Here is a 26,153-nt window from a genome sequence, read left to right as displayed (position 1 = left end):
TCCCATACCGAACACGGAAGTTAAGCTCTTCAGCGTCGATGGTAGTTGGGGGTTTCCCCCTGTGAGAGTAGAACGTCGCTAGGCACTAAGAAGTCGTTACCGAGCAATCGGTAGCGGCTTTTTTCGTATTTAATAATAAAGTGCCGAAGGCAATTTGTAGAATGAGTAGCGAGAAAGTAGAGGAACAAAGAGTTCAAGGAAGCAAAGAAGAGAGACTCGGAGCGTATAACATACGCGAGAATCGATCGACTGCGGCTGACGAAGAAATCTGCCGTTCATCTGCTTTCGCAGCCCGAACACGGAAGTTAAGCTCGCGCGTCGATGGTAGTTGGGGGTTTCCCCCTGTGAGAGTAGAACGTCGCTAGGCACTAAGAAGTCGTTACCGAATCATCGGTAGCGGCTTTTTTCGTGTATGATCCAGAAAATGAAATGCCGAAGGCAAACTGTAAAAGGAGTAGCGAGAAAGTAGAGGAACAAAGAGTTCGAGGAAGCAAAGAAGAGAGACTCGGAGCGTATAACATACGCGAGAATCGAACAACTGCGGCTGACGAAGAAATCTGCCGTTCATCTGCTTTCGCAGCCCGAACACGGAAGTTAGGCTCACGCGTCAGTTTGCACATAGTTTTAGTCTTGTTCCATCACAATGTTTTGTATATTAGTTAAACAATGAGTGTTAGAGTCATTGCTGAGAATTCAGTAATGACTTTTTTGTATAGATTTTTATAAAAGGTTTTTGTTTTGGGTAGAAAGTCTTTTATTTAAATGGCTACATTATTTATGGAAGTAATACTTTTACTTGCCCATTTGAATAGAAACAGACACAATATGAATTATCAGTATAAATATGAGGAGGTTTCTCCGTGGTCGTAATATTGGCAGTAGACGATGATGTACATACGTTAGATTTGATATCTATCTATTTATCACAGACAGGGTACCGTGTTATAAAAGCAACAAATGGAAAAGAGGCATTATCTCTAATTAAAAAAGAAGTACCTGACCTTGCAATAGTCGATGTGATGATGCCAGAGATGGACGGTTTGACTTTAACAAAGGTTATTCGAGAACAATATGATTTTCCTGTATTGCTATTAACTGCAAAAGGGAGACTAGAAGATAAAGAAAAAGGCTATTTAGCAGGATCTGACGATTACTTAGTAAAGCCATTTGAACCAAAAGAATTGTTATTTCGTATTCGTGCAATATTAAGAAGATACGATAAAACAAGTGACGCCAATATCCATGTGGGAAATATGTTAATTAATCGAAAGAGTTTTGAAGTGCAGATCGGGGAGGAATTATTAGTATTGCCATTAAAAGAATTTGAATTGCTTTCGAAGTTGGCATCCAAGCCCAATCAAGTCTTTACTCGTGATCAATTGATAGAAGCGGTTTGGGGAATTGATTTTGGAGGAGATGAACAAACATTAAGTGTACATATTAAACGGATACGAGAGCGTTTCTCCAAAATACAAACAGATTTGCAAATTACAACGGTTCGAGGAATCGGATATAAATTAGAGGGAACACGTGTATGAAAACTTTGTATAGCAAATTCGTATGGATGACGCTTCTAATTATGTTTGGCAGTGGAACAATAGGATTTATTATTGTAAATACGTTTTATCATCAAAACTTAAAAGAGAAAAATGACGCAAAAAATGTGTTAGTTGCAGAATCTATTGTACAATTTATTGAATCATCTAATGAAACTAGTTTAGAGCCACTTCTAAAGACGATAGGGGACACTGGGTACCAAATATTTATAATTAGTGAGAATGGCGAAGAAAAGCATTTTGGCGGCGATTTCCGTGTTAATAGTATAAGCCCTTCTATAGTAGAAGATGTTTTGAATGGAGAAACGTATCATGGGATGCGGGAGTTTCCAAAAGAAACGTTTATTACAGGTTATTTTTCCAATGAATTAACAAACACAGTTGGGGTCCCATTCACATACGAAAATAAAAAATATGCGCTTTTTCAAAGACCTAATATAAAATTTCTTTTTAATGAAATTCATCTGCTTTTAGGTGGTCTTGCTGTAGCAATGATTGTTATTAGTGTTATTGCAATGCTGATTGTAGCAAAGAGGATGATTGACCCGTTAACTAAACTTACGATTGCGACGAATAAAATTGCAACTGAAGATTTTCTAGTACCAATACCAGTTTATCAACGAGATGAGATTGGTCAATTAGCAGATAGCTTCCGAAACATGGCGAAGCAATTAGAAGCTAGTGATCGTTATAAAAAAGAGTTTATCTCAAGAGTGTCTCATGATTTTCAAACACCTTTATTAAATATTCAAGGATATGCTACTTTACTAGAAAACGAAGAATTAAATAAGATCGAACAGCTAAAATACACAACAGTCATTCAAAAAGAGGCAAAACGGTTATCGATTGTAATGAAGCAATTATTATTACTAACCTCATTCGATCAAGCAAATACTCGTACGAAAAAAGAATTGTTCCTAGTAAACGATCAGGTAATGCAGGTTGTTCAGAAATTTAGATGGTTATTAGATGAGAAAAACATCTCAATCAAATTACAATTGAAAAAGGTAGAAATATTGGGAGATAGAGAAATGTTAGAGTATGTATGGGAAAATCTTATTTCTAACGCGATCAAGTATAATAACTCCCCAGGAGAAATACATGTTGAACTAACCGAAACTTCCGAGTACGTGCTTATTACAATACAAGATACAGGTATTGGGAATAAAAATTCGGACTATGCGCAATGGACCGAACGATTTTACCGAGAGGATGCAGCAAGATCTACACAAATTGAGGGAAGTGGGCTAGGTCTTGCTATTGTAAAAGAAGTCATTCAGTCACATCATGGCGTACTTACATTTGAAAGTGTAGAACCTCATGGAACAAAAGTAAACGTCCAACTAAATAAGATGTAATTTTCCGTTCATCTTCCGTTCATTTTCGACGTGTATAGTTACCCCTAGAAAGAAATATATTAGGGGGAAGCAAGTGAAGAACAAACGGATTTGGCTTATCACTATAGCTAGTTGGCTTTTATTAGTAGGTTTACTTTCGTTTCTTGCACCGACGGGTAAAGAAGTAGCGAGCACATCAAAAAATTCCGGTCTTCCAGAAACAGCTTTATCCATTCAAGCAAATAAAGTGATTAAAGAAAATTTCTCAAGTAGTAAAGGAATGCCTCTTATTATAGTTTTTGAAAATAGTAAAGGTGCTTCAGATGAAGATATTCAAAATGTACTCGAGTTGATGGAGAAAAATTATTCAAGTATACCGAAGTTCTCTAAAATACCTGTAGAGCATCGTTCATCTTTTATTTCTGAGGATAACAAAACATTCTTTATTCCGCTCATCTTAGACGAGCAACTAGAGAGTAAAGAAGTACATGAGAAAGTAACAGAGATTAAGGCAAATGTATCTAGTATAATTCCTTCAAATTTTAATGTTTATTTTACGGGGCCAGCTGGTATTGCAAGCGATACAATTGAACTGTTTTCACAAGCCGATATAGTTTTACTTCTAGCAACAGTAGGAATTATTTTTATCCTACTTATCGTTATCTACCGTTCATTGATCCTTGCAATCATTCCACTTATTGGAGCGGGAATTGTATATAGTGTAGTGGATAGATTGATTGGACTTACTGGTAAGTTCACATCCATTACGATAGAAAATCAAGCGCTCTCGATTATGATGATATTATTGTTTGCGGTAATTACCGATTATTCACTTTTACTGTATTCTCGCTATAGAGAAGAACAAGACATGAAAGTAGCACTGGTCAAAACACGTGAAACAATTCTATTTAGTGGTGGAACTATATTAGCAGGGGTAGCAACTTTAGCATTTGCAGTATATGAGCCATATCGTAATTTTGCACCAGTATTTGCGATTGCAGTAGTTATTATGTTAATAGCGGGACTTACTTTATTGCCAGCATTGTTTGCTGTTGTAAAAATGCCGAAAAAGAAAAAATATAAAACAAATCTTTGGTTCGCTGCGGGTAGTGCCAGTACGAAAAAACCGTGGAAAGTAGCACTACCAATTCTTTTACTTCTAAGTATTGGAACATGGCATGCTACAACAATTGTCTATTCGTTCGATTTACTAGAATCTTTCCCAAAAGAATTATCTTCGAGAGAAGGCTTTACGAAATTAGGAGAAGCTTTTTCGGAGGGTGAAATTGCACCTACCACCATTTTAATAAAATCAAAAGATGAAAAAGTAATTGCCGATATCCAAGAAAAGCTGAAAGATAGACCACTTGTTAGTCAAATACGCCCTTCTACTACAGAAAGTGATAGTTATACGCAGTTTTCTATAATATTAAAAGCAAATCCATATAGTAAAGAAGCTTTGAACGAAATAGAATCTATAAGAGATGAATTTAAAGATCAACCTGTATTAGTAAGCGGCGAGACAGCTAAGCAAGTAGATATACGAAAAATCAACAACAGAGACACATTTCTTGTGATGACTCTAATGACAGTACTCATCGGTGCAATACTTTCATTCCAAACTAGATCCATACGGGCTTCTCTATTAATGATGGTTTCTATTTTACTATCGTTTGGAGCAGCGTTAGGGTTTTCTACATGGATTTTCGATATATTTTTTAGCTATTCATCGTTTAGTTATCGAATTCCCCTTTATACATTTGTTTTTTTAGTTGCTCTAGGGGTAGATTACTCGATTATGTTAATGAGTAGATTAAAAGAAGAGAGAAAACAGCATGAAGAACAGGTAGCAATTGCAAAAGCTGTCGAGCTCACAGGTGGAGTTATTTCGTCAGCAGGATTAATACTTGCAGCTACATTTGCTGTATTAATTTCACAACCAGTTATGGAACTTAAATTGTTCGGTTTTGCAGTTGCTATTGGCGTACTAGTGGATACGTTCATCGTACGACCATTATTATTACCAGCGTTATTAATAATAACAAGTAAAAATAGGAGGAATTAAATATGCAAGAGAAATGGAGTTTACGACTTATACGTGCAGGGGCACTATTTGGATTACTAGGGGCATATCTCGGTTCACATATGGCAGGAGCAGGTTCTTATGCTTTACGTCCAATCCATGCACATATTTTATTAGTTGGATGGTTATCATTATTTGTTTATGGGCTGTTTTATAAGTTATATAAGATTAAATCACCTAAATTAGTAGCAGTGCATGGTACGTCAGCCATCATTGGAGCAGTTGGATTAACAACGGGTATGTATTTACAATTCATACACCCTTTTAGTATAAATGAGACGTTTGCGTTAGTTTCATATATTGTAGGTGGAACGATATTATTAATTAGTTTTGCTATTTTTGTTCTAGTGACATTTAAAGTAGAGAAAAGCTGAAGTGCCAAACTTTTGAACCTATCTTTACTCCAGTTATGAACTCTGTTATATTAATGCTATAACAGTGATGGAGGAGATTGGGTGAAGAGGTTAGGGGTCATTCTTTGTTTATTAACAAGTGTAATTCTATTATTTGTAGGATGTAGTAAGAAGAAAGAAACAGAAGATCTGGAATCATCAACGAATCAAAAAAATACAGGTTCATTAGAAAAGATTGAAGGAGTATGGGATGGGTCCATTCATATTCCAAACCAACCATTGCCAATTATTGTTACATTTAATAAAAATGATGGAACTATTAGCATTCCAATACAAGGAATTTCCGATTATCCGCTAACAAGCGTGAATTTAAATAATCCAAACGTTTCTTTTGATATGGATATTCAAGGTCAGCGCATAACATTTGACGGTAAAGTGGATTCGGAAAAGATTACGGGAACATTTACACAGCAAGGTCAATCATTTCCTTTTGAATTGACTAAAGGAAGCGAAGAAGAAGTAAAAGAAGATGCGAATTTTGTTCAAGTCAAATTGAAAGATGGAACGATGTTAGGTCAATTGGAAATTCCTCAAGGCGAGGGTCCTTTTCCTCTCATTGTGATTATTGCTGGTTCGGGCCCAACTGATGGAGATGGAAATTCACTAGCATTGCCTGGAAAAAACAATAGTTTAAAAATGCTCGCTGAAAATTTAGCAGCAGAAGGTGTGGCAAGTATCCGTTACGATAAGCGAGGGGTTGGAAAAAATTCGAGCCTAGGTGGCAAAGAAGAAGAGTTGCGATTCGACCAATATATTGACGATGCTGCTGCATGGGTTCAATTCGCAAAAGATGATGAGCGTTTTTCGAAGGTCGGGATAATCGGTCATAGCGAAGGATCATTAATCGGAATGGTAGCTGCTAAAAAAACAGAATCTGATGCATTCATTTCTATTGCGGGAGCAGGAAGACCTATTGATCAAATATTGATGGAACAACTTGAAACACAACTTCCAGCTAACTTAATCGAAGAGTCGAGAATTATTTTGGATAAGTTAAAACAAGGCGAACAAGTGCCAACAGTAAGTCAAGAGTTGCAAAGTTTGTTCCGCCCATCTGTTCAGCCATATATGATTTCCTGGCTGAAGTATGATCCAGCAGAACAATTGCAAAAGCTAAATTCTCCAGTCCTACTTGTGAATGGAAGTTTAGATATTCAAGTTCCGATTACCGATGCACAATTATTGCATAATGCAAAAAAGGAATCTGAGCTTTTGATTATAGAAAAAATGAACCATGTTTTGAAAGAAGCCCCTGAAGACCGAGAAGGAAATATTGCTACTTATTCAAATCCCGATCTGCCTTTAGCAGAAGGTTTGATGGACGGAATTGTGGACTTCTTGAAAAAGAATATACAATGAATAATGGAAGGTTACGAAAACGCTGAGCTTTAATATTCAGCGTTTTTTTATACTTACAATTAGGAAATTATTAAAAAAAATGCTCAATATTTACGCTTTTTTTTTATTTTTTTCCTAATTACCTGTTTTTAAAGAATATTGAAATTTTTATGGTAGAGTTATTATATAGGTAAATTAGATTAAGAACGTGAAATTATAATGTAAGTTTCATAAGAAATAGTATTTAAAATAGGAAGTTAAAATTAAAACTATAAAAGATTATTATTAAAGAAAATTTCCCAATATAAACTCCCATTATTAAGTTTGGATATTATAGTATATGTGCATTAAGGGGGGAGGAAAGAATGAGTAGTGTAGGTCACTTAATAAAATTAGAAAGAGTTGCTAAAAAAATAAAACAAACTTCATTAGCAAAAGGAATTTGTTCACCTTCATACCTTAGTAAAATTGAAAATAATTTAATTGTTCCAAGCGATGAAGTAATACGATTAATCTTAAAAAGATTGGATATAGAGTTAAAAGAAATTCCAAATAAAGAGGAAGATCAAATAGTTTTATCACTAAGTGAGATGTATAAAAAATCGATCATTAAGAGAGAACGGCAGGATATTATTGAATACTTGAAAAGCTTATGGAGTAATTCTATTAACTTCATGAAACTTAGCAATTATTACGATTACCTCCTCTATTCCTTTAGATTACTAATGATATCAGGGAAAGAAAAAAGGTATAGTGATAAGTTTTATCAGCTTTTAAAAAATTTAGAAGTTCATTTTAATGAGAAGCAAACATTTTTATATAATTTAAATTCAGGTCTTTATCATCATTTGGAAAATAATAATGAAAACGCTTTATTTCATTTAGAAAGATCGCTAGATTTTATCAATAAAATACCTCTGGAGGAGTTTGAGAAAGCCGATTTTCATAATGTTATAAGTTTATCTTATTTAAAAAATATGGATTATTCTAATGCAATTTTGTTTTCGTCTAAAGCTCTAGAGTTTTATAAGGACAATCTCTTATTCGAGAGATCGATTGATTGTTATCTTACTATAGGTATCGCGCAGAAAAACTTAATTAACTATAAAAATGCAGAAGAAAACTATAACTTAGCTCTAAAATTAGCAAACGATTTGAATCTTGAATATTATAAAAGTATTATTTTACATAATTTAGGGTTTTTATACGCGAGTCAAGACATACATGAAAAAGCGATTATTTACTATAAGAAGAGTTTAGAGATAAAAGATATGTGTGGTTATATGGAAGGGGCTATCATAACTATTCTTTCAATTGTTAAAGAATATTCCAAACAAAATAATTCCATTCAAGTCCAACAATGGTGTAAGGAGGGATTAAAAAGAATAATTCATTCAGAAGATCAGTTTTATAAGTCTTATCATTTTCATTTTCTAATTTATCGTTATCTATACAACATTACACCAGAGTTTGAAAGCATCCTAAAAAAAGCGATAAAATATTTCGAGGAAATTAATGATGATCGGCATACTCAAAAGTACTCTATCCTATTAGCAGATTACTATTTTAAAGTTAATAAATTCAAAGCAGCAGGTCTTTTTTATAAAAAGTCTAACAATGTATTATTAAGACAGAAAAAAATCAAAAGCTGGGAGGATTTATAATGAAAAAAAAATTAGTATTAATCATGATGGTAGTCACGTTAACTTTTGGTTTTACTCAATCTATTGTATTTGCAGAAGACGAAATCCCTCGACCTACATTTGATAAACCAACTAAGAAATAATAACCCTACAAGTTGGACAAACTATTTATTATATCGAAAAAACAGCTGCTCTACATTGTGTAGAGTAGCTGTTTTTCTGATAGGAAATTCTTATACTGTTTGTTGTTTTCTCTTTTTTCGTAAATCTGCAAAAGTCGGTATAGTCATTCCTACTAATATAACGATAATGCCAAGAACTTGTACCCATGACAGTGATTCGCTTAATACGACTACTGAAACGATAACAGCTACTGGTAATTCCATTGCACTAAGAATGGAAGACATTGCGCCTCCCACTTTTGGAACAGCAATAACAAAAAAGTAAATCGGAACAATAATGCCGAGTAGTCCAAGGGCCAGTCCATAGAACAGAAGTGATTCTGTGAATAATTTTCCATTCCATATAATTTCAGGTGATTGGAAGAGGGAAATCATGATCATTGCGATAAAGGAAACAAATAATAGTCGAGTTGTCGTGTTCATTCCTTCGACTTGCTTCGTATTGACATTCATATTCAAAGAGAATGACACTGCAGCAGCAAAACCAAAGACCCAACCTCTCCAGTCAATACCACTCAGATCTACATCAAGTACTCCAGCAGCTAATATAGTTCCTATAAATAAAATAATAAGAGAAATAACTTCTGGTCTTTTCGGTAATCGTTTTCTCAAAATACAATCGATAAGCGTTCCAATCCATGTGAATTGAAATAGCATAACAACTGCAAGAGAGGCAGGTAAGTATATAAGTGATATACCATAAACAATTCCCGTAGTAGCGGTAAAGATACCTGCTAGTAGAATAATCTTAAAGCCACCATATAGACGGGGAAGTTTTCGCTGTGTAATCAGATATAAAATTAAAGCTAACATAAAACCTACAATATATTGACTAGAAATCGCTTCAGAGGCAGAATAACCGTCTCCAATCGCGAGTTTCACCATCGTTGATAAAGTCCCGTAACAGCTGGCTGCAAAAACCACCATGAGAGGGTAAATCCATAATTTCATAAATATTTCTCCTTCAATTGGCTTCTACAGTCTTCACCATATGATGAAAAGGTTCGCCAATAATTGTCCAAGGACATACAGTATCAAATCCAAGTCGATTATACAAGCGTATAGCAGCATCTTTTTCTGTTTCTACATTCAAAGAAAGCTTTCCACCGCCAAATTGTTTTACTAAATGTTCCGCGTATATTAATAACTCCGTCCCAATACCATGCCCACGAAAAGTTGGATCTACTACTACTGTGTCTATATACCATTCCTCAGGTAATGTTTCTAGATCTATTTTTACAGGGATTCCCTTTTTATTTGAAAGGTATTCCTCCAAATTTGCATCGAGCGTAATCGCTTGTTCTGCAGAATAAAATACAAGAACACCAGCAACTTTTCCTTCCATTTCTGCAATATACGTATATAAATAAGAATGTCTATTATCTGTACGTGTAAACAACTTGACGAACTCGTCAGTGATTTTCATTTCTTCTGTTTCTCCAGTCATTTGCATGGAGATATCCCCAATAGCTTCCATAATTAGTGGAACAGCTGCCTTTGCATCTTCTTTTCGTGCATTTCTAATTGAAATTTTCATATTCATTCACCTTCCCAACTGTTCATTATATCACAAATAAAGCGTATAACGTAATCTCAGTGGTGATATTGCACAAGATTTAAGCAGTTTGTACGTAGAGAAAAATAAAAAAATTTTTTTGAAACTTTTCTGTTCTATATGTAGTAGAATAGTAGTAACGATTAGGAAGGGGGAATTACAATGGATTTTGAGTCAATTCCATGGCTACTCATATTGCCGATAATCATTATCCAACTTATTTTAATTGTCGTTGCGATTATTGATTTAATACGGGTAAGGAGTACAAATGGTCCGAAATGGTTGTGGGCAGTTATCATTATATTGGGGAATATGATTGGGCCAATTATATACTTCATCGTTGGGAGACGAAATGAATGAAAACATTACTTTATATGCAGGGCTTAACAAAAGAATATGGCAAAGAAAAAGCAGTAGACAATATAACTTTTTCGTTGAATAAAAACACTTCGACTGCATTAATAGGGCCGAATGGGGCAGGGAAAACAACTACTTTATCCATGCTTGCAGGACTACTAAAACAAACGACTGGATCAATCGTAATGGATGGAGAAGATACGAAAGATATTCGTAAAATGATCGGTTTCCTTCCACAGTATCCTCAGTTTTACACATGGCTTACGGCTCTTGAATTTACTGAAATGGTTGCAAAGTTAAGTGGGGTAGAACCAAAAATGGCGAAACTAGAAGCAGAAAAAACATTAGAATTCGTCGGTCTCGGTAGTGCAAAAAATAAAAAGACAGGTACTTTTTCTGGGGGGATGAAACAAAGACTGGGCCTTGCACAAGCAATCGTTCATAAGCCAGCCCTACTCTTATTGGATGAACCTGTTTCAGCATTAGATCCAATAGGAAGACGTGAAATAATGAATCTGTTGAAAGAATTACAAGCAAATACCACTATTTTATATTCGACTCACATTTTAAATGATGCGGAAGAAATGACGGACCAGTTATTGTTTTTACGAAAAGGAAAGCTAGTGGAACAAGGATCTATGCGAGAAGTTCGGGAAAAGTATGCAAATCCTTTGTATAAAATGTATTTCTCTTCTAGCGAAGAAGCTGCACTATTTGTAGAAATGTCACCATGGCCGACAAGACAGGAAGGACCGGTAGCTTTTATTTCTATAGAAGATGGAAAACCAAAGATGCAAGAAGTATTGCTTAAGCTTGCGAATAGCAATTTATCCTTATCAAAAGTAGAGCGGGCAACAGCTAGTTTGGAAGAAATATTTTTACAGGTGGTGAATAAAGGATGAGTAATTTTTCTTTTTTATTTCAAAAAGAGTGGAGAGAAAATGTACGAAATTTTAAGATTCTTTGGATCCCTCTCGTATTTTTGCTTTTTGGTATTTCAGAACCATTAACGAATTACTATTTACCACAAATACTAGCTTCTGTAGGGAATATGCCAGAGGGAACGGTTTTTCAATTTCCGGAATTATCACCTGAACAAATATTAATGTCAACCATTAGCCAATATCAACTTATCGGAATGTTAGTAGTGACGCTTGGATTTGCAGGGATTATCGCGAGAGAGCGTAAAAGCGGCACTGCCACCCTACTATACGTAAGACCCATTTCGTATTTCAGCTATGTTAACAGTAAATTATTGGTCATGATTACTATTGTTATTGGTGGTGTAATTGTTGGAATATTGGCGAGTTTATATTATACGAATATACTTTTTGGAGCAGTAGATATAGGTGCGTTTTTTGGATTCCTTGGTACTTATATAGCGTGGCTATTGTTTGTTATAAGTATTGTATTATTTTCTAGTGCAGCTTTTACGACAGGGATTGCTTCAACTGTTTCTGTTGTGTTCGTTTTATTTGCACAAATAATTGATGCTTTATTAGGGACGTACTGGACGATTTCTCCCTGGAAGCTTCCGATGTATGCAGGGCAAATATTAAACGGCAATTTTGATATGACACCATTTGTTTGGAGTATTATGATCACCTTAATAGCTTCAATTGTACTAATTGCTGGAGCAGGTTATTTTGCTAAAAGGAACGTTTCCAAGGCAAAAATATAACAGATACATTTCGAGGTGAGAAAAAAGATGACGGTTCGTAATTCTGATCGATTTGTTACTTCTTATAATAGAATAGACCAATTAATGAAAGAAGTTATAGGAACACAGGATCATCTAGCATTTTTTAGACTAATTGATTTAGCGAAAAGGAAAAATGCGATTATTAGGAGATATGAAGCAGATTTGCGCGAATACGGTGATTTACGAAATGCCATTGTTCATAATCGCACCTCGACGGAGTATGCTATTGCAGAGCCACATGAGGATGTCGTATTAAGAATGGAAGAGATAGAAGCTGCCTTAGCAAAGCCGATTACAGTTGGTAGTATGTTTCAAACAAAAGTTACGACGTTTCAAAGAACAGACTCATTAAGTTATGCTTTAAGCGTAATTAAGGATAAAAAGTATAATCAGTTTCCTGTGTATAATGGTAATGATTTTCAAGGACTCATTACACCAGTTGGAATTACGATGTGGATGGCAAGTACAGTCGACTCTGAGTCTTTCTCTAGAAAAAAGGCCACACTAGGTGAGATTCTTGCGCATGAAAATAATAGGGAGAACCACCAATTTATTAGTCAACATGCGTCAGTCTATGAGGCGTTAGAAATTTTCAAAGCTGCGATAACAAGAGGGAAAAGATTAGAAGCACTTCTCATCACTGAAGATGGAAAGCCAAACAAAAAACTTATAGGTATTGTCACACCTATGAGTATGATGAAAGTAAAATAAAATTTGCGTAAATGACTACTTTTTCGGGAACAAAATAAGTACAATAGAAATGAACATGAAAATGTTACATAAAGGAAAGGAGTACTTATTATGGAATCATATGAAACGGAGCAGTCGCAGGTGTCGCAAGGAAATGATATACAAAAAGAAACTAAGGACATGTCGGTCGGGGATTGGCTCATTACAATGCTAATATTGATTATACCGATTGTGAACATAGTAATGCTTTTTGTTTGGGGATTTGGAAATTCTGATCCTCGTCGTAATTATGCCCGTGCATCGCTTATTTGGATGGGAATTTGTATTATTATTGGAATTATTTTTTATGCTATATTTTTTGCAATCATTGTTTCTTCTTTTAACTCATATTAATCATTATTTCCTGAGAAATAACATTTTTAGGCAAATAAAAAAGCATTCCTGTACTATGAAGCAGGGATACTCAGACTGTAGACAGACTCAAAGAAATTTGAGTTTGTCTGCAGTTTTTTTTATAGATTAAAAGCAGGTGCTTTCCGCTGCGGGCGAACGCTTTCCGCAGGCGTGGCTTGAGCCTCTTCGGTCGTAGGGTCTCAAGCCTCACTCTACTCCCGCAGCATAAGCGAGACCGACTAGACCCCCTCCAGGATCATAGCGAGAGCACTGAAAAACTCGAATTATAGGAACTAATTGCTGAATTTATTTAAGAGACTTAGCGCGACGCATGAGACGCCCGCGGAAAGCTTTGGAAAATCTAATCTTATCCTATTAAAAAGACATTAGCCAAACTTGTTTTGTAAGTTTGTCTACAGTCTGGTATCCCTGTAATATTAAGTAGGGATAATTTTTTTACCAATAAAACAATTACTTATACCTAATTTCTTAGTAAAAAATATTAAAATATGCTGATATAATAGTTGGAAAGGAGTTGTCGAGAGTGAAAATTGCATTATTTGGATCTACTGGTCGCGTAGGAAGCTGCATTCTTAACTTACTATTACAAAGTAATCATGAAGTAACTGCTCTCGTTAGAACACCTGAAAAGTTGGAACCACATCGTAATTTGACCATTCTAAGAGGCGATGCAAAGGAAAGAGTGGATATAGAGAGAGCGTTGGAGGGAACCGATGCAGTAGTGAGTGCTCTTGGGACAGATCAAACGACCGTATTAACTGATTCAGTTGCACATATTATTTCCATTATGGAGCAACAAAAAGTCAAACGAATCGTCACTATAGGAACAGGCGGTATATTAAGAAGTCGTGAGAGCTCGGAGCTACTTCGATACCAGTCAACAGAATCAAAGCGAAAGTCAACAGTTGCAGCAAAAGAACATCATAAAGTCTATGAGATGTTAAATGCTTCTACTTTAGATTGGACGATTGTCTGTCCAACTTACTTACCTACTGGAGAAGCAACAAATGCGTATATCGTGGAACGTGATATGCTGCCAATGGGAGCGGTTCAAAGTACAACAGGGGATACCGCTTTATTTGCATATAATGAACTGTTTGAAAATAAATATATAGGTCATCGAGTAGGAATTATGAGTCCAAAATGAAATAGTATCTAGGAGTAAATAGATGAAAAAGTGGTTAGTAGTACTTATTATAATAGGGGCTATGTTATATATAGGGAACAAATGGATTAAAACAACAGAAATAACGATCGAATCAGAAAAATTCCCCAAAAATTTTGATGGTTTAAAGATTGTGCAAATCTCAGATTTACATGATGCGACATTTGGAGAAAATCAAAAAAAGCTTGTAAACAAAGTGAAGGATGCAAAGCCAGATATCATCTTTATAACTGGAGATCTGATTGATAGTAATCGATATGACTTAGAAAACAGTCTAGATATGGTGAAACAAATTGTATCAGTTGCTCCAATTTATTATGTAACTGGAAATCACGAAATTGCAACTAATGAAGTGGATCATATTAAAACAGCGTTATCAGAATTGGGAGTTACCGTATTATCCAACGAGGAACAAGTAATAGAAAAAGACGGCGAAAGAATACACATCATTGGAATTGAAGATCCATTGAACGGAGTATCTGTGTCAGACGCACTAATTAATTTTGATAAAACAGATGACTTTACTTTAGTACTCTCTCATCGACCAGAAACTTTTCAAGATTATGTAGTCAGTGGGTTAGATGTTGTCTTTTCAGGACATGCACATGGTGGACAGTTTCGTATACCTGGTTTGGGTGGTCTAGTAGCACCAGGACAAGGTTGGCTTCCAAAGTACACAGCAGGGGTGTATGAAGAAAAGGAAACAAAAATGATTGTGAGCAGAGGACTTGGAAACAGTGTTATTCCTGTGAGAATATTCAATACGCCAGAAATAATCGTTGTGACTTTGCATAGTCTGGAAGAATAATCCGTTTTGAGAGATTAAAAAGTCTATCCGAGAGAATCTACGAGCTATCCGAGAGAACCCGCGAGCTATCCGAGATAAATCATGGTCTATCCACGAGAAGCCTAAAGAATTAAAAGGTGTCCAAAAAGCGAAGAATAATCGTCTTTTTGGACACTTTTTTATTTTGCTTATTTTACAATTTCAAATTGTTGTAGCATCGCATAAAATCGTGCTCCATGACCTTCAGCTGCTTCTAAGAAATACTTTTCGGTAATAACGAAGCTGCCACCATTGTTGTTGCTTACTACATATACGTTCGTAACAGGGCTATCCCATTCAGATCCAGTAATACCATGTAATTTATAACCTACTACTGGTTCTTTAACGGATTCCGTTTCTGTAACCTGCGTATATTCAGTAGGAAGTTTTGATTCTAACGTAGTGACCATTTCTTCTGGAGAGATATCTTTAAATTGTTTAATTTCCATGGAGACTTCCGGATACTTATCTTCCAAAGGCTCTTTCGTTGTAATAATATCTGATTCTTCTCCTTGCACCAGTTTATATCGTTCTTCGTCAATATAAATGACATATTTTGCATCCTTACCTTCTTGTAAAATAACATCTGTTTCTTCATCCGTTCCTTCAATGCTTTGTGTAATTTGTTTCTCCGGTTCGAATAAGTCTTTTATTTGCTTTATTAATGCCAGTCCTGTGTCTGTTTGTGTGCTAAACAATAGCATTACTCCAGCTGCCACGGCAATTATTATTGGGATAATTTTTGATTTTCTTTTCTTCTTCATTTGTTTTTCCTTTCTGTTTTTTTCTTGAAACAGCTCTTGATCTATGTGGTTCCAAATATCGTCTTTTAAAGTATCGTGAGAATCCTCTGTATGGTCGAGAATTTCTTTTTTAACTCGTTCGTCCATTTGGTCCATACTCATTTTCCCTCCAATTTAATTGATTTCTTAATAGTTTTCTCCCATTGAATAATCTGGATTTGACGGTGTTTTGATTTAAATTTAATATTTCGGCAATTTCTTTTTCGGAAAATCCTTTTATATATTTCAATAGAAGTGGAATTCGATATAAGTCCGCCATATGCTGGATGATTCCATATATATCTGCAACACTTTCTTTCGAACGTTCTATTAGTTGCGAAGTGTTCTCCATTAAAGAGGTATCGGTTGGTACCATTTTCTTCTCTTTATTTAAAAGTCGATTACATTCATTGACTAAAATACGATAAAACCAAGCACTAAACGAAAGTTTAGGATCATATGAAGATATATTTCGGTATACGCGAATAAAAGCTTCCTGCACAGCGTCTTTTGCAAGTTCATCGTTTCGAGTAATGGCTTTTGCCGTTCGAATTGCGTATCCAGCATATTCATCGTATAAGTTACGAAATGCATCTCTGTTTCCTTTTTTTATGTCTTGAACAATACCTTCATGCATTTGCATTATTGCCTCCTTTCTCGAAATACTGCTTTCACTTATATATACCCTATAAAGGATTAAAAAGTTTAGTGAAAATAAAAAAACCGCTCAAATTTATTACTTGAGCAGTCAAAGTATTATTTAAACCAGCCTTTTTCTTTGAAACGGGCAATGGCTTCAATTCGGTTACCAACATCTAATTTATCTAATATAACAGAAATATAGTTGCGAACAGTTCCAGTTGTAATGTAAAGTTCACTAGCAATTTCTTTTGTGTTTTTGCCGTTTGCTATTAACTCGAGCACTTGACTTTCGCGATCAGTTAATGGGTTATCGCCTTCATATGCAATATCGACAAGTTCAGGAGCGTAAATACGTCGGCCGTCCATAATAATACGAATCGAATTTGCTAACTCTTCACTTGGACTATCCTTTAGTAAATAACCACTTACACCGGCTTTACGAGCACGTTCAAAATAACCAGATCTCGCAAAAGTCGTTAAAATAATCACTTTACAATTATCGTCTTTTAATTCTTCTGCTGCATCCAAACCACTTTTAACAGGCATTTCTATATCCATAATACAAATATCAGGTTGCAGTTGGCGTATTAACTTAAGTGCTTCCTCTCCATTATTAGCTTTCCCGACAACTTCCATATCCTCTTCTAAATCAAGGAGAGACCCAAGTGCACCAAGCATCATTCGTTGATCTTCTGCAATCACAATTCGAATCATTCATTATTCCTCCTTTCTCGTTTGTTGAATCACATTAGGCACGCGTATGTTAAGAGTTGTTCCATTATTAGAGTGAATATCTAAACTACCATTTACAAAATCTAAGCGTTCTTTAATTCCTCGAAGCCCATGTCCTTTGGACCAATCCTTATCTCCATCTAGACCAGTACCGTTGTCATGCACTTTTAGCGAAGTTTCTTTCGCTGATTGATTAATCGAGATAATACAATAAGTTGCATTACTATGTTTTACAACGTTAGTTACAGCTTCTTTCAAGCACATACTGAGTACGTTTTCAACGAGGAGCGGAGTTTTCATAAGTTCTAACGATCCACTTACTTTACAAGTAATTTGAGCAGCGAGTAGTATCTGTTTTACACGAAAGAGTTCATCTTCTAGTTTTGTACCGCGCATATCCGTTACAAGCTGACGTACTTCTTTCAAGGCTAAGCGTGCAGTTTGGTTGATATCATGGATTTCGTTTTTTGCAGCTTCCGGATTTTTTTCGATAAGTCTACCGGCTAAGTCACTTTTTAACCCAATGAGTGAGAGTTTTTGTCCAAGGGTATCGTGCAAATCACGAGCAATCCGCTCTCTTTCTTCAATGATAATAAACTGAGAGATTCGTTTTTGCGCATCCTCTAGTTGCCCTTCTAATACTTCTCGTTTGTTTCGGTTATATGTATTGAAAGGTAATAAAATAACCCCGATTAAACAAATGATTAGAAATGGTAGGTGAGAGAGAAAAAGTTCCATTTGTGTAAAGAAGCCAATAATAACTGCTGCGAACATCGCAACTAAATGAATACTGTATAGAACGAAAAAATTCGCTCGTTGCTGAATATTTCCAATAAAAAATGAAAGGAAAATGGAGAAGTAAATATAGCCATATAAAAAGGTCATACTAACGCTTATGGAAATCTCTACGAGCACACATATGTAAAGTAGTAATCCGTTAGAAGTATAAGAAAACCGATATACAATAAAAAATATTAACAGTAAAACCAATCCGAAGATGATTTCAAATGGGCTGGAAGATTTAAAAATGAAAAAGAAAGGGAAAATACAAAATACGATCCAAGCATATATGCTTAGCCAAGGATACTTAGGGAAAATTTGATACCATTTTGTCAATTGCGTCACCTCTTTTATTCGTACGCTTTTCTTCTTATTATATAGGAAAAACCATTCCTGTCTAAATAGGAATGGTTTAAATAAGGTATTATTTTCCTTCTAGACTTGGACGTTTTGCATTTAGTTTTACTGCATCTTTAGAGTTTTTTAGTAAATGCTTTATTTCTTTAAAACTTACAAAGTTTTTATTTGCCTCGTCGTATAAACGGAAGTTAACAGCCTGTAAACTTCTACGAACGTTTATAGTCGTTGCTTTTTGTAAAGGCGGAGTTAATTCATGTGCTTTTTCCAAATTGTAATTTGGAACTCTTGGACTTAAATGATGCACATGGTGAAAGCCGATATTTCCAGTTAGCCATTGTAAAACTTTTGGCATCTTATAATAAGAGCTTCCCTCGACTGCAGCTTTTACATAATCCCATTCAGCTTCGTCTTCGAAATAAGAATCTTCAAATTGATGTTGCACGTAGAATAACCAAATTCCCAATGAACCTGCAACGAATAGAATTGTTCCTTGAATAATCGCAAATGCCTGCCAACCTATTAACCAAATCATAAGTGAATAAATAACAACTACCGAAATATTAATCAAATACGTGTTATTACGCTCTTTTGGTCGAGCATCTTTACGATTAAATCGATTGCTTACTAAATATAATAACGCTGGTCCTAAACCAAACATAACGATAGGGTTTCGATAAAGTCTGTAGGATAGTCGTTTCATTGGAGAAGCTTCCACATATTCTTCTACAGTCATCATCCATATATCGCCTGTGCCGCGCTTATCTAAATTTCCGCTTGTAGCATGGTGAATATTATGTTCCCGTTTCCACTTTTCGTAAGCAAATAGTGTAATAATACCAGTGATGGTACCAGTAATATTGTTTGCTTTCTTATTTTTAAAGAAAGAACCGTGTGTACAATCATGAAAAATAATGAAGATACGAACAGCAAATCCTGCTGCAATCACACACAAAGCAACGGTTAACCAAACGGAAACATCTAAACTCAAGTAAGCTAAGAACCAAAGAATAAAAAATGGTGGAATCGTATTTATAAGTTGAAAAACACTCTTTCTCAACTCGGAATTTTCAAATGGCTTTACATTTTTACGTAATTCAAGCGTTTTTTCTCTGCTCACTATATATTCCTCCTAAAGAGAATCATTACTCTAACTATAAAGAAATGATCGCATTAGGAGTAGACATAAACGTCAAGTCATAAACATGACAAGTGTCATATAGGAGCGTAAATAATTGGGGATAATTAGAAAAAGCTGACCGAAAAATTCGGTCAGCTTTTAATAGTAATTAACGATCTCGCTTTAATAAACGTTCTGTTTCATCAAATTCTTTATCAATCTCAGCATTAGGCTTATAAGTCATTAAACTAACAACTACTGCAGCGATTAATGCTAAAACGAAACCAGGAACGATTTCATATAATGCACTTGAAAGTGCGTCATTTGTTCCCCAAATTACTACAGTTACCGCACCGGCAACCATACCTGCTAATGCGCCAGCTGAAGTAATTTTTCTCCAGTAAAGCGTTAATAAAATTATTGGACCAAATGCTGCTCCAAAACCTGCCCATGCAAAAGATACAAGCTTCAAAATTGTTGAATTTTGATCCCATGCAATTACTAAAGCAATGACAGATACAAAAAGTACAGCAATACGTCCATATAATACATACGTTTTGTCTGGAGCATCTGATTTAATAATGGCTTTGTATAAATCTTCAATTAAAGCAGAAGACGTTACGATTAATTGAGAAGAAATTGTACTCATAACTGCTGCTAAAATAGCTGCAAGCATAATTCCTGCGATAAACGGATGGAATATAATTTGGCCAAGTGCGATGAATACTGTTTCTGGATTATCTAAAGTTAGTTCTGGATGTTGTTGATAGTAAGCAACTCCGACTAAAGCAGTAGCAATCGCTCCAAATAGACTCAATATCATCCAACCAATACCGATACGACGTGCTTGTTTAGTTTCTTTAACAGAGCTGATTGCCATAAAACGAACGATAATATGAGGTTGTCCAAAGTAACCAAGGCCCCAAGCTACTGCAGAAATTCCACCAACTAAAGTAGTTCCTGCGAAAAGACTGAGATGTGTTGGGTTCACTGCTTTAATAGATTCGATTGTTTCTCCTAATCCACCTGTTGTAAATACACCAACAATAGGTACGGCAATTAGTGCTAAGAACATTAGAAGACCTTGAAGGAAATCCGTGTAACTAACTGCTAAGAAACCTCCGAATAATGTATAGGCAACTGTAACAGCAGAAACAATTATTAGACCAGTGTGGTAATCTAGACCAAATGAGCTCTCAAAGAAAACTCCTCCTGATACCATTCCTGAAGATACATAGAAAGTGAAGAATAATAAAATTATTAGACCCGATGCCACACGTAATAAACGAGATGACTGTTTTAAACGGCTTTCTAAATAACTTGGAATTGTAATAGAATCATTAGATACTTGAGTATAGACACGAAGTCTTGGTGCAACGAATAACCAGTTCAAATAAGCACCAATTGTAAGACCAATAGCAATCCAAGCTTGGCCCATCCCTGAAAGATAAATTGCTCCAGGTAATCCCATTAGTAGCCAACCTGACATATCTGCAGCGCCTGCACTTAATGCAGTTACAGCAGGACCTAATGAACGTCCACCGAGCATATAATCCGTTAAATTTGACGTTTTTCTGTATGAATACCATCCAATAATTAGCATTGCAGCCATATATATTATTATCGCTGTAAGTTGATAAGCTTCTGTTGACATTTAACATCCTCCTCCGACTAAAACATAATAACATGTCAAGCAATTAGGTGCACTGAAATTTTTGATAATTCCATATTTTACAAGCGTTTTCATCTGTTAAAATAAACTTATTGAAGTTCGAAAGGAGACTTTCCATTGAAATTTTTTCATACAGCAGACTGGCACTTAGGAAAACTCGTGCAAGGTGTATATATGACGGAAGAACAACGATTTGTTCTAAATCAATTTATTGAAGCTATTGATGTAGAAAAACCTGATGCAATTATTATTGCTGGTGACTTATATGACCGTGCAGTTCCTCCGACGGATGCCGTCCATTTATTAGATGAAATACTTGCTGAAATTGTTTTAAAGCGAAACACTCCTGTTTTAAGTATCGCAGGTAATCATGATAGCCCAGGTCGTCTAAACTTTGGAAGCAAGCTAATGAAAGAAACGGGATTACATATAGTAGGGCAAATAGAAAATGAACTAAAATCTGTTGTATTAAATGATGAATTCGGAGAAGTGCATTTTCATTTAATCCCATACGCAGATCCTTCTCAAGTCCGATACCTATTGGGGAATAGTACTATTACAACCCATCAAGATGCAATGGAAGAAATAGTGCGACTTATTGAAAGAGATTTAGATCCAGCAAAACGACATGTATTTGTAGGACATGCCTTTGTTACCCCACAAGGACAACAGGAAGGAAATACAAGTGATTCAGAAAGACCCCTTGCGATTGGTGGGGTGGAATATGTAGACGCTGCCCTTTTTAAAAGTTTTCAATACACGGCACTTGGACATCTCCATCAAGCACATTATGTGTTAAACGAAACGATTCAATACGCGGGATCTCCGTTAAAATATTCAATATCGGAAGAACATCATAAAAAAGGATTTTATATCGTCAATCTAGATCAAAAGGGTAACGTTACGCTTGAAAAAAAATTATTAACGCCAAATAGAGATATGCGTACTGTTGAAGGGCATTTGCAGGATATTTTAAAGCAACCAGCTAGTGAGGATTTTGTTTTCGTAAAACTATTAGATGAAACACCTATTATCTCTCCAATGGAACAAGTACGAACTGTCTATCCAAATGCAATGCACGTGGAAAGAAAAGCTTTCCAACGAAGTACACGGATGGAACAAAAAGAGCAATCCAGCCGCAGTAAAATGGATGACTTTACACTGTTACAAGCATTTTATACAGAAGTAAGTGGAGAAGAACCGTGTGAGGAAACGAAAAATTTATTTAAAGAAGTAATAGATGGTTTAATGATGGATGAACGTGAAGGAGTGACCAAAGGGTGAAACCAATTCAACTAAAATTGACTGCATTTGGTCCGTATAAATTTACGGAAACTATTGATTTTACTAAGCTACAGGATAATCGTCTATTTGTCATTTCTGGAGCAACTGGAGCAGGAAAAACGACTATATTTGATGGAATATGCTTTGCATTATATGGATCTGGAAGCGGGGAAGATAGACGAGATACAAAAGTGATGCGCAGTGATTTCGCTACAGACGATACACATACTTCAGTCGAGCTTGTATTTGAAATACATCACCGTACGTACCGAATTTTAAGACAACTCTCACATGTGAAAAAAGGGAACAAAAGCGCTACAGGTGAACGTTATGAATTTTTTGAAGTGACAGAATTGGGAGAAGTTCCAGTTGTAGAACGTCAAATTGTATCGGAAATAAATAGAAAAGTAGAAGAAATTATTGGACTAACACAAGATCAGTTTAGCCAAATTGTTATGCTTCCTCAAGGGGAGTTCCGGAAATTATTAACTTCACAAACTGAAAATAAAGAAGCAATTTTGCGTAAAATTTTCAAAACAGAACCTTACAAAATGATTAGTGAAAAACTGAGAGATAAAAAGTTAATGGCTGAGGCGGAGCTGAGAAAAGAAGAATTTACACAAAACAGCTATACAGAGCAAATTGTTGCTTCTTTTCCTATGCGAGATTCTAGCCTTTTGCACCTAATAGGGTCGGGAAACTTTAATATTTTTCAACTTGTGGAAGCATTAAAAGAGGAGACAATATTTTACGAGAAAAAAATTCAAACAGATGAGCTTGTTTACAATGAAGCATATGCAAAACATACAAATATGCAAGCAGCTTATCATGAGGCAAAAGCAGTAAATGAAAGGTTTAAAGAACTTGAAGAAAAAGAACAACGACTTTGTAATCTTATGGAACAGTCGGATGAGTACGACGTAAAGCAAAACCGATTAGAAGCTGCAGAAAGAGCAAGCACCATTGAAGCAGTGGAAGGCTATTATACCGAATGGGAAATTGAAGCAAGTAATAAATCGAATATCCTTGAAATCGCCAAACTAGAAGTAACAAAAGCAGAAAAAACATTAAAACAAGTGCAAGATGTATATAAAGTCGAGGAAAATAAAAAAGAAGAACGTGAAAAAAGTGTAGAAGCGCTTATTCAGTTAAAGGCATTATTACCTTTATTTGAAGAGTTAGATATGAAAAGAAATGAAATGCTCCATTTTGAAAAACGGACTGTAGAATTATTTAAGCAATTAACAGTAAGTGAGACGCATCTTTTAGGAGAAAAAGAACTATGCACATCTCAAAAAGAACAAATTGAAAAGCTAGAAGAGCTAGTAGAGCCATTAGACAATAAAGTTCAACAGCTTACTATTATGAAAACAAAACATAATATGCTTCAAGAATTCGTTACAAATGAGCAGGTTTTACATTCACTAGAATTAGAAGAATCAAAAGAGGAAAAGCTTTTTCAGGAGATGCAAGAAGACTATAGATTAGAAGAACATAAATGGATGACCAACCAAGCAAGTATACTCGCGTCCCAACTAGTAGTAGGAGAGGCTTGCCCAGTATGTGGAAGTACGGAGCATAAAGTAATGGGTACTCAAGTACAAACCCAAACGGTGAATCAGGAGGAATTACAAAAGTTAAAAAACCAGTTAAATAAGCAAGAGTTGAGTTACTTAACGATTCATGCTAAAAAGGAAACTGTACTTGAAGCTATAGAAAATATGAAAACTCAATTAGAAGCACTTCAACTATCTGTTATGATTGCAGATCAACTAAAAGACGATCTCGAAAAGCTAGAAGCAGAGGTGGAGAAACTTCGAGTAGAAAAAAACAATTTAGCTATGTTAAGAGAACCATATAAAGTAAATCTCTTAAAGGTAGAAAAACTAGAGCTAGAAAAAGTCAGTCTCGAAGTCGCATATCAACAACAAAAAAGTTTGTTCGAACAAGTAAAAGCGGTATATGAGTCCAAACAGAGTTCTATACCAAATCGTGTTTCCACATTACAAGAACTGAAAGACCAAATAACCGCCTCTGGTCAGATAAAGGAGCAACTAGAAAAAGCTTGGGATGAAGCACAGAAACAGCAAAAGCTGGCAGCAGAAACGTTGACAAAAGCACTTCTCGCATTGGAATATGCATCAAATTCAGCTAAAGAAGCATATGAAAAAAGGGATAAAGCCCATGTCCAATTAGAAGAAGCGCTAACAAATGCAGGCTTTGCCACAATCGAATTGTATACCGTCGCAAAAATGTCTGCACTAGATCGAGAAGATTTAAAAGGCCAATGCAACACCTATAAACAAACTCTTCACACGCTTAACGAGCAAGTAAAAGAAGGAAAAGAACAGCTGGAAAATAAAACAAAAGTGATACTAGCTCCAATGGAAGAAGAGCTACTGAAACTGAAAACGGCTTATGAAGAAGCATTAAGCATCATGAATAGCTCTAGAGAGTATGTCAAAGCAGGGTATGAATTAGAAGAAAAAATTACATCTACAAGCTCTCGTATATCCATGTTAGAGCAGCAATTAGCACGTATTATCGATTTATTTGACATGCTTAGAGGTCAAAATCATTTGAAAATATCTTTTGAAAGGTATGTACAAATTGAGTATTTAGAGCAAATTGTACATGCTGCAAATGAACGACTAAAGCATTTATCCAATGGTCAGTATTACTTAACAAGAAGTGAAAGACAAGAATCACATGGAAAACAAAGTGGACTAGGGCTTGATGTGTATGATGCATACACTGGTCAAACGAGAGATGTAAAAACTTTATCTGGGGGAGAGAAATTTAATGCCTCCCTGTGTCTAGCGCTTGGGATGGCAGACGTCATCCAAAGTTTCCAAGGCAGTATACGAATAGATACAATGTTTATCGATGAAGGGTTTGGCTCACTCGATGAGGAGTCATTAAACAAAGCGATAGATACATTGGTCGACTTACAAAAATCAGGTAGAATGATTGGTGTTATTTCGCATGTTTCTGAGCTAAAAGCAGCAATGCCTGCGATTTTAGAAGTCGAGAAGCTTAAAGAAGGCTACAGCAAAACAAAATTTATTATCAAATAACACAAGTAGTTATTAACTTCTTTTATCTTATAAAATCGAATTAGTACTAATTGATTCCGGAAAAAGCTACTCGCTTTCCGCGGACGAAACGCCAAGCCTCCTCCTCGCTATGCTCGTGCGGGGTCTTGGACGCTCCGTTTTTCCGCAGGAGTCTCGCATCTTTTTCCTCTACTTATTGAATCAAGAAGTTTATATGCGATGTCCAAAAACATACGAAATGAACGTGGATCAGCTAAAGATGATTACGTCTTTGTTCTTATCAAATCGAATTAGTACTAATAGAGTCCGGAAAAAGCTACTCGCTTTCCGCGGACGAAAAGCCAAGCCTCCTCCTCGCTATGCTCGTGCGGGGTCTTGGACGCTCCGTTTTTCCGCAGGAGTCTCGCATCTTTTTCCTCTACTTATTGAATCAAGAAGTTTATATGCGATGTCCAAAAACATACGAA

General features: G+C 35.6%; 24 protein-coding genes and 1 rRNA gene. 17 read left to right on the top strand and 8 right to left on the bottom strand.

The window, feature by feature from the left end; translation table 11 throughout:
• The 8 genes from rrf to FG384_RS20365 all read left to right on the top strand — a co-directional run.
• A 5S ribosomal RNA gene (gene rrf, locus FG384_RS18365) occupies positions 1-84 on the top strand; the annotation flags it as partial.
• A gap of 776 nt (positions 85-860) precedes the next feature.
• Positions 861-1,538: a response regulator transcription factor gene (locus FG384_RS18360; protein WP_142644141.1), complete on the top strand. Its 678-nt coding sequence runs from the start codon at positions 861-863 to the stop codon at positions 1,536-1,538.
• The gene (locus FG384_RS18355) at positions 1,535-2,914 is read left to right on the top strand and encodes a sensor histidine kinase (protein ID WP_142644140.1); all 1,380 of its coding nucleotides are present in this window, start codon (positions 1,535-1,537) and stop codon (positions 2,912-2,914) included. The genes FG384_RS18360 and FG384_RS18355 overlap by 4 nt, the downstream gene beginning before the upstream one ends.
• A 73-nt stretch (positions 2,915-2,987) precedes the next feature.
• On the top strand, positions 2,988-4,958 hold the full coding sequence (locus tag FG384_RS18350; protein ID WP_240793485.1) for an MMPL family transporter: 1,971 nt from the start codon (positions 2,988-2,990) through the stop codon (positions 4,956-4,958).
• A gap of 2 nt (positions 4,959-4,960) precedes the next feature.
• The gene (locus FG384_RS18345) at positions 4,961-5,350 is read left to right on the top strand and encodes a hypothetical protein (protein ID WP_142644138.1); all 390 of its coding nucleotides are present in this window, start codon (positions 4,961-4,963) and stop codon (positions 5,348-5,350) included.
• A gap of 81 nt (positions 5,351-5,431) precedes the next feature.
• Entirely contained in the window at positions 5,432-6,748 is a 1,317-nt protein-coding gene (locus tag FG384_RS18340) for an alpha/beta hydrolase family protein (protein ID WP_240793484.1), read from the top strand.
• A 344-nt stretch (positions 6,749-7,092) separates the two neighbouring features.
• Positions 7,093-8,391: a helix-turn-helix domain-containing protein gene (locus FG384_RS18335; RefSeq protein WP_142644137.1), complete on the top strand. Its 1,299-nt coding sequence runs from the start codon at positions 7,093-7,095 to the stop codon at positions 8,389-8,391.
• Positions 8,391-8,513, top strand: a complete 123-nt coding sequence (locus tag FG384_RS20365) for a hypothetical protein (protein WP_276612777.1) — start codon at positions 8,391-8,393, stop codon at positions 8,511-8,513. The genes FG384_RS18335 and FG384_RS20365 overlap by 1 nt, the downstream gene beginning before the upstream one ends.
• A 90-nt stretch (positions 8,514-8,603) precedes the next feature.
• Here the strand turns inward: FG384_RS20365 and FG384_RS18330 are convergent, their stop codons facing one another.
• Together FG384_RS18330 and FG384_RS18325 are read right to left on the bottom strand one after the other, a co-directional pair.
• Positions 8,604-9,503 carry an EamA family transporter gene (locus FG384_RS18330; protein ID WP_142644136.1) on the bottom strand — a complete coding sequence of 300 codons (900 nt, stop codon included), beginning with the start codon at positions 9,501-9,503 and terminating at the stop codon, positions 8,604-8,606.
• Between the two features lie 13 nt (positions 9,504-9,516).
• Positions 9,517-10,089, bottom strand: coding sequence for a GNAT family N-acetyltransferase (locus FG384_RS18325; RefSeq protein WP_142644135.1), 573 nt, complete (start codon positions 10,087-10,089; stop codon positions 9,517-9,519).
• Between the two features lie 180 nt (positions 10,090-10,269).
• Between FG384_RS18325 and FG384_RS18320 the strand changes: the two genes are divergently transcribed.
• The 7 genes from FG384_RS18320 (at position 10,270) to FG384_RS18290 (ending at position 15,243) form a co-directional block, all read left to right on the top strand.
• Positions 10,270-10,467 (top strand): PLD nuclease N-terminal domain-containing protein, encoded by a 198-nt coding sequence (locus FG384_RS18320; RefSeq protein WP_142644134.1) that lies wholly within the window; start codon positions 10,270-10,272, stop codon positions 10,465-10,467.
• On the top strand, positions 10,464-11,366 hold the full coding sequence (locus FG384_RS18315) for an ABC transporter ATP-binding protein (protein WP_142644133.1): 903 nt from the start codon (positions 10,464-10,466) through the stop codon (positions 11,364-11,366). The genes FG384_RS18320 and FG384_RS18315 overlap by 4 nt, the downstream gene beginning before the upstream one ends.
• Positions 11,363-12,145 carry an ABC transporter permease gene (locus tag FG384_RS18310; RefSeq protein WP_142644132.1) on the top strand — a complete coding sequence of 261 codons (783 nt, stop codon included), beginning with the start codon at positions 11,363-11,365 and terminating at the stop codon, positions 12,143-12,145. Before FG384_RS18315 ends, FG384_RS18310 begins: the two co-directional genes overlap by 4 nt.
• A 27-nt stretch (positions 12,146-12,172) precedes the next feature.
• Complete coding sequence (locus tag FG384_RS18305; RefSeq protein ID WP_142644131.1) at positions 12,173-12,877, top strand: CBS domain-containing protein; 705 nt, start codon at positions 12,173-12,175, stop codon at positions 12,875-12,877.
• Between the two features lie 90 nt (positions 12,878-12,967).
• Positions 12,968-13,249 carry a hypothetical protein gene (locus FG384_RS18300; protein ID WP_240793483.1) on the top strand — a complete coding sequence of 94 codons (282 nt, stop codon included), beginning with the start codon at positions 12,968-12,970 and terminating at the stop codon, positions 13,247-13,249.
• Positions 13,250-13,793: 544 nt separating this feature from the next.
• On the top strand, positions 13,794-14,417 hold the full coding sequence (locus tag FG384_RS18295; protein ID WP_142644130.1) for an NAD(P)-dependent oxidoreductase: 624 nt from the start codon (positions 13,794-13,796) through the stop codon (positions 14,415-14,417).
• A 22-nt stretch (positions 14,418-14,439) separates the two neighbouring features.
• The gene (locus FG384_RS18290) at positions 14,440-15,243 is read left to right on the top strand and encodes a metallophosphoesterase (RefSeq protein WP_142644129.1); all 804 of its coding nucleotides are present in this window, start codon (positions 14,440-14,442) and stop codon (positions 15,241-15,243) included.
• A 167-nt stretch (positions 15,244-15,410) separates the two neighbouring features.
• On the opposite strand, the gene FG384_RS18285 is transcribed toward FG384_RS18290, so the two are convergent.
• From FG384_RS18285 to putP, 6 genes are all read right to left on the bottom strand, one after another.
• Complete coding sequence (locus tag FG384_RS18285) at positions 15,411-16,166, bottom strand: hypothetical protein (RefSeq protein ID WP_142644128.1); 756 nt, start codon at positions 16,164-16,166, stop codon at positions 15,411-15,413.
• On the bottom strand, positions 16,135-16,686 hold the full coding sequence (locus FG384_RS18280; RefSeq protein WP_205961823.1) for an RNA polymerase sigma factor: 552 nt from the start codon (positions 16,684-16,686) through the stop codon (positions 16,135-16,137). Before FG384_RS18280 ends, FG384_RS18285 begins: the two co-directional genes overlap by 32 nt.
• Before the next feature lie 113 nt (positions 16,687-16,799).
• On the bottom strand, positions 16,800-17,399 hold the full coding sequence (locus FG384_RS18275) for a response regulator transcription factor (RefSeq protein ID WP_142644127.1): 600 nt from the start codon (positions 17,397-17,399) through the stop codon (positions 16,800-16,802).
• 3 nt (positions 17,400-17,402) lie between these two features.
• Positions 17,403-18,533 (bottom strand): sensor histidine kinase, encoded by a 1,131-nt coding sequence (locus FG384_RS18270; RefSeq protein ID WP_142644126.1) that lies wholly within the window; start codon positions 18,531-18,533, stop codon positions 17,403-17,405.
• 88 nt (positions 18,534-18,621) lie between these two features.
• On the bottom strand, positions 18,622-19,674 hold the full coding sequence (gene desA, locus FG384_RS18265) for a Delta(5) desaturase DesA (RefSeq protein ID WP_142644125.1): 1,053 nt from the start codon (positions 19,672-19,674) through the stop codon (positions 18,622-18,624).
• Positions 19,675-19,843: 169 nt separating this feature from the next.
• Positions 19,844-21,328, bottom strand: a complete 1,485-nt coding sequence (putP, locus tag FG384_RS18260; protein ID WP_142644124.1) for a sodium/proline symporter PutP — start codon at positions 21,326-21,328, stop codon at positions 19,844-19,846.
• Positions 21,329-21,463: 135 nt separating this feature from the next.
• Between putP and FG384_RS18255 the strand changes: the two genes are divergently transcribed.
• Both FG384_RS18255 and FG384_RS18250 read left to right on the top strand, forming a co-directional pair.
• The gene (locus FG384_RS18255) at positions 21,464-22,630 is read left to right on the top strand and encodes an exonuclease SbcCD subunit D (protein ID WP_142644123.1); all 1,167 of its coding nucleotides are present in this window, start codon (positions 21,464-21,466) and stop codon (positions 22,628-22,630) included.
• Positions 22,627-25,707 carry an AAA family ATPase gene (locus FG384_RS18250; RefSeq protein WP_142644122.1) on the top strand — a complete coding sequence of 1,027 codons (3,081 nt, stop codon included), beginning with the start codon at positions 22,627-22,629 and terminating at the stop codon, positions 25,705-25,707. Before FG384_RS18255 ends, FG384_RS18250 begins: the two co-directional genes overlap by 4 nt.
• Positions 25,708-26,153: the final 446 nt, after the last annotated feature.

The organism is Psychrobacillus vulpis (genome assembly GCF_006861825.1).
Classification (GTDB): Bacteria; Bacillota; Bacilli; order Bacillales_A; family Planococcaceae; genus Psychrobacillus; species Psychrobacillus vulpis.
Note: the sequence above shows the minus strand (reverse complement) of the source record. Positions and strands in the feature narration are given on the sequence as shown.

Excerpts from the sequence above, each read along its gene's own strand:
- FG384_RS18355 (WP_142644140.1), top strand. The coding sequence starts at position 1,535 with ATGAAAACTTTGTATAGCAAATTCGTATGGATGACGCTTCTAATTATG.
- FG384_RS18345 (WP_142644138.1), top strand. The coding sequence starts at position 4,961 with ATGCAAGAGAAATGGAGTTTACGACTTATACGTGCAGGGGCACTATTT.
- FG384_RS18335 (WP_142644137.1), top strand. The coding sequence starts at position 7,093 with ATGAGTAGTGTAGGTCACTTAATAAAATTAGAAAGAGTTGCTAAAAAA.
- FG384_RS20365 (WP_276612777.1), top strand. The coding sequence starts at position 8,391 with ATGAAAAAAAAATTAGTATTAATCATGATGGTAGTCACGTTAACTTTT.
- FG384_RS18330 (WP_142644136.1), bottom strand. The coding sequence starts at position 9,503 with ATGAAATTATGGATTTACCCTCTCATGGTGGTTTTTGCAGCCAGCTGT.
- FG384_RS18325 (WP_142644135.1), bottom strand. The coding sequence starts at position 10,089 with ATGAAAATTTCAATTAGAAATGCACGAAAAGAAGATGCAAAGGCAGCT.
- FG384_RS18320 (WP_142644134.1), top strand. The coding sequence starts at position 10,270 with ATGGATTTTGAGTCAATTCCATGGCTACTCATATTGCCGATAATCATT.
- FG384_RS18315 (WP_142644133.1), top strand. The coding sequence starts at position 10,464 with ATGAAAACATTACTTTATATGCAGGGCTTAACAAAAGAATATGGCAAA.
- FG384_RS18310 (WP_142644132.1), top strand. The coding sequence starts at position 11,363 with ATGAGTAATTTTTCTTTTTTATTTCAAAAAGAGTGGAGAGAAAATGTA.
- FG384_RS18305 (WP_142644131.1), top strand. The coding sequence starts at position 12,173 with ATGACGGTTCGTAATTCTGATCGATTTGTTACTTCTTATAATAGAATA.
- FG384_RS18300 (WP_240793483.1), top strand. The coding sequence starts at position 12,968 with ATGGAATCATATGAAACGGAGCAGTCGCAGGTGTCGCAAGGAAATGAT.
- FG384_RS18290 (WP_142644129.1), top strand. The coding sequence starts at position 14,440 with ATGAAAAAGTGGTTAGTAGTACTTATTATAATAGGGGCTATGTTATAT.
- FG384_RS18285 (WP_142644128.1), bottom strand. The coding sequence starts at position 16,166 with ATGAGTATGGACCAAATGGACGAACGAGTTAAAAAAGAAATTCTCGAC.
- FG384_RS18280 (WP_205961823.1), bottom strand. The coding sequence starts at position 16,686 with ATGCAAATGCATGAAGGTATTGTTCAAGACATAAAAAAAGGAAACAGA.
- FG384_RS18275 (WP_142644127.1), bottom strand. The coding sequence starts at position 17,399 with ATGATTCGAATTGTGATTGCAGAAGATCAACGAATGATGCTTGGTGCA.
- putP (WP_142644124.1), bottom strand. The coding sequence starts at position 21,328 with ATGTCAACAGAAGCTTATCAACTTACAGCGATAATAATATATATGGCT.